Below are 3,399 nucleotides of genomic sequence, written 5' to 3' on the forward strand. Positions count from 1 at the left end.
AGGGGAACCGGTGACCAGCGGGGCTGTCGTTGCCGGGGAGCAACGCTCCGACGAGGTCGGTGAGCGGGTCGCCCGCGCCCCGGTCACCATGGCCAAGGCGTTGAACCTCGGGCTGCGTTCGGCGATGGCCGCCGATCCCAAGGTTCTGATCATGGGGGAGGACGTCGGCAAGCTCGGCGGGGTCTTCCGGGTGACCGACGGGCTGCAACAGGAATTCGGCGAGGCCAGGGTCATCGACACCCCGCTGGCCGAGTCGGCGATCGTCGGCACGGCGATCGGGCTGGCCATGCGCGGTTACCGGCCGGTCTGTGAGATCCAGTTCGATGGGTTCGTCTACCCCGCGTTCGACCAGATCGTCAGCCAACTCGCGAAGCTGCACTACCGGTCGGCCGGCCGGATCCGGCTGCCGGTAACGATCCGCATCCCCTTCGGCGGCGGGATCGGCGCTGTCGAGCATCACAGTGAGTCGCCGGAGGCGTACTTCTGCCACACTGCCGGCCTGAAGGTTGTCGCCTGCTCGAACCCGGTCGACGCCCATCACATGATCCAGCAGGCCATCCGGTCCGACGATCCGGTGATCTTCCTCGAACCGAAACGGCGGTACTGGGAGAAGGGCGTGGTCGACCCGCGCCCCCTCGCCGAACTGCCCGCGGACGAGCTCACCCAACTGCACGCCAGCCGGGTCGTGCGCACCGGCACGGACGCGACCCTCGTCGGCTATGGTCCCACCGTGCGGACCTGCCTCGACGCCGCCGAGATCAGCGCGGCGGACGACAGCCGGTCGCTGGAGGTCATCGACCTGCGGACGCTCTCGCCCCTGGACCTAGAACCCGTGCTCGACTCGGTACGCCGGACCGGCCGGCTGGTCGTGGTCCACGAGGCACCGTCCAACGTCTCGGTGTCGGCCGAGGTCACCGCACGAGTGACGGAGCAGGCGTTTTACTCCCTGGAGGCGCCGGTCCTGCGGGTCACCGGTTTCGACACCCCGTATCCCCCGGCCCGCCTCGAAGACCACTACCTCCCCGACGTCGACCGCATCCTCGACGCCGTGGACCGTTCCTTCGCGTACTGAGCATCCTGAGAAGCATGAGGACCGACCAACCGGCTATCTGACTGGGGTTACCGTGACGCAGCGACAGTTCCGGCTCCCTGACCTCGGCGAAGGTCTGACCGAGGCGGACATCGTCCGGTGGCTTGCCCAGGTCGGGGACACCGTCACGGTGAACCAGCCCCTCGTCGAGGTCGAGACCGCGAAGGCGGTCGTCGAGGTCCCCAGCCCGTTCGCCGGGATCCTGGCCGAGATCCACGGCGCCGAGGGAACAACCCTCGCGGTCGGCGCACCCCTGCTGACCATCCAGACCGCCGACGCCGAACCCGACGGGACGGGTGGGAACGGGACGGGTGGGAACAGCCTGCCGACGTCCCGGGACGCTGGCAGCATCGAGCGCACCCCAGTCCTCGTGGGTTATGGGCCGAGGACGGCCGAGAGCCGCCGGCGCCGCCCTCGACGACCACCTATGCCAGCCGGTCCGGGGCACACAGCTGGTCCGGGGCTCGCCAAACCGCCGGTCCGCAAGCTCGCCCGTGACCTCGGCGTCGACCTCGCCTCCCTCGCCGGCACCGGCCCGGACGGCACGATCAGCCGGGCCGACGTCGAGGCCGCAGTGCGTGCCACCGCCCGTACCGCGCCCCTCGCGGCGCCGCCCACGCGCGATGCCCCGCCGATCGGCGTCGTCCCCGCCGGGGCCACCTTCTCCACCGAGACGCGTACCTGGCACGTGCCTGTCACCGGCATCCGGCGGTCGATGGCGCAGGCGATGGTCACCAGCGTCTCGGCCGCCCCGCACGTCACCGAGTTCCTCACCGTCGACGCGACGGCGACGATGGCCGCCCGGGACCGGATCGCGGCGCTGCCGGAGTTCACCGGAATCAAGATCACCGCATTGCTGTTCGTCGCCAGAGCCCTGCTCATCGCCGTTCGCCGACACCCGATGATCAACTCATCCTGGGTCGAGGACGCGGGCGGTGGCCGGCCGGGGAACGGTGGCCGGCCGGAGATACATGTGTACGACCGGGTGAACCTCGGCATCGCCGTGGCGGGCCCGCGTGGGCTCGTCGTGCCCACCATCCCGGACGCCGGCCGGCTCGACGTCGTCGGACTGGCTCACGCCCTGGCCGGCCTCACCACCGCGGCGAGGGCGGACCGGCTCAGCCCCGCGGATCTGCGCGGCGGCACGATCACCATCACCAACGTCGGCGTCCTCGGCGTCGACATCGGCACCCCGATCCTGAACCCGGGCGAAGCGGCGATCCTCGCCCTGGGCTCGATCCGACCGATGCCCTGGGTGCACGAGGGTCAGCTCACCGTGCGTACGGTGGTACAGCTGGCGCTCTCGTTCGACCATCGCATCGTCGACGGCGCGCTGGGCTCCGCGGTCCTCGCCGACGTGGGTGCCGTCCTCACTGATCCCACGGTGGCACTCGCCTGGTCCTGATCGGCTCATCGGATCCACCAGTTGACCACAAACGGGCACACTGCACGCAAGAGGGGCACACAACAGCCCAGATTCCGCTCCCTGGTACGGTTGCGCCTCTGACCGGCTTCCGGCACAAAGAGGTGGAACCATGACGCGAGTGGAGGCACTGCAGGCCGCGGACGAGTTCGTCGCCAAGGTTCTGACCTCCGCCAACTCCAGCGGCCGGTTCACCGGCACGCTCAACCTGGCTGAGCGGGTCGACCTCACCCTACGAGTGGCTCGGTTCCTACTCGAGGGTCAGTCCTCCTCGGATGCCGACGACATCCTCAAGCGGGACATGCGCAACGAGCTCGATCAGGCGTTCCCGCCGCTACGCACCTCCTGAACCGACCATCCCGGCTCGACCCCGCGGACGAGCGCCCGGTCCGGTTCCCTGGTCCGTCCCCACGGACCGCCCTGGGAACCGGACCGGGCGGTGGGCAGGCGGACCGGTGAAGGAGCACGGTTCAGTGAGGCGACACGGGGTGGTCCCCTTCGACGTGCACGTGGATGGCCGGCTGCCCGTCACCGGAGGTCGCCTCCGGGTGGCGTGAGGGGTTCAGCCGACGATCCTCCTCGGGGGCCAGTCCCAGCTCGCGCCGGTGCGGGGCCTCGAATGGGGCGGACGGGTCGACGATGATGCCGTCATCGAGCGGCATGAGCGCGGGCACGCCGTTCTCGGCCGACTCTTCGACGATCTTTCTGCGCCACTGGTCGCGGTACAGGGTGAGGCCGAGCCCAATGGCGCTGACGCACATCAGGATGATGCCCACGGCCGTGATGTCGAGCCCGGACGGTTCGGAGCGGACCGCGAAGGCGAGGATGGCGCCGAGGGCCAAGAGTAAAAGACTCAACGGGATTCCCATACCGGCCCATACTGGGT

General features: G+C 69.8%; 4 protein-coding genes. 3 read left to right on the plus strand and 1 reads right to left on the minus strand.

The annotated features are described in order from the left end of the window. Nucleotides 1–10: 10 nt before the first annotated feature. From AC08OQ_RS18485 to AC08OQ_RS18495, 3 genes are all read left to right on the plus strand, one after another. Complete coding sequence (locus AC08OQ_RS18485; RefSeq protein WP_476600566.1) at nucleotides 11–1,072, plus strand: alpha-ketoacid dehydrogenase subunit beta; 1,062 nt, start codon at nucleotides 11–13, stop codon at nucleotides 1,070–1,072. Nucleotides 1,073–1,124: 52 nt separating this feature from the next. Next, nucleotides 1,125–2,495, plus strand: a complete 1,371-nt coding sequence (locus tag AC08OQ_RS18490) for a dihydrolipoamide acetyltransferase family protein (RefSeq protein WP_462186447.1) — start codon at nucleotides 1,125–1,127, stop codon at nucleotides 2,493–2,495. 130 nt (nucleotides 2,496–2,625) lie between these two features. Further along, on the plus strand, nucleotides 2,626–2,862 hold the full coding sequence (locus AC08OQ_RS18495) for a hypothetical protein (RefSeq protein WP_011434531.1): 237 nt from the start codon (nucleotides 2,626–2,628) through the stop codon (nucleotides 2,860–2,862). Between the two features lie 121 nt (nucleotides 2,863–2,983). Here the strand turns inward: AC08OQ_RS18495 and AC08OQ_RS18500 are convergent. Continuing rightward, nucleotides 2,984–3,399: hypothetical protein (locus AC08OQ_RS18500; protein ID WP_476612260.1), on the minus strand; the 416-nt coding region annotated here is incomplete at its 5' end.

This window comes from Frankia sp. CcCS3 (assembly GCF_977927575.1).

Coding starts and splice junctions, on each gene's coding strand:
- AC08OQ_RS18495 (WP_011434531.1), top strand. CDS start 2,626: ATGACGCGAGTGGAGGCACTGCAGGCCGCGGACGAGTTCGTCGCCAAG.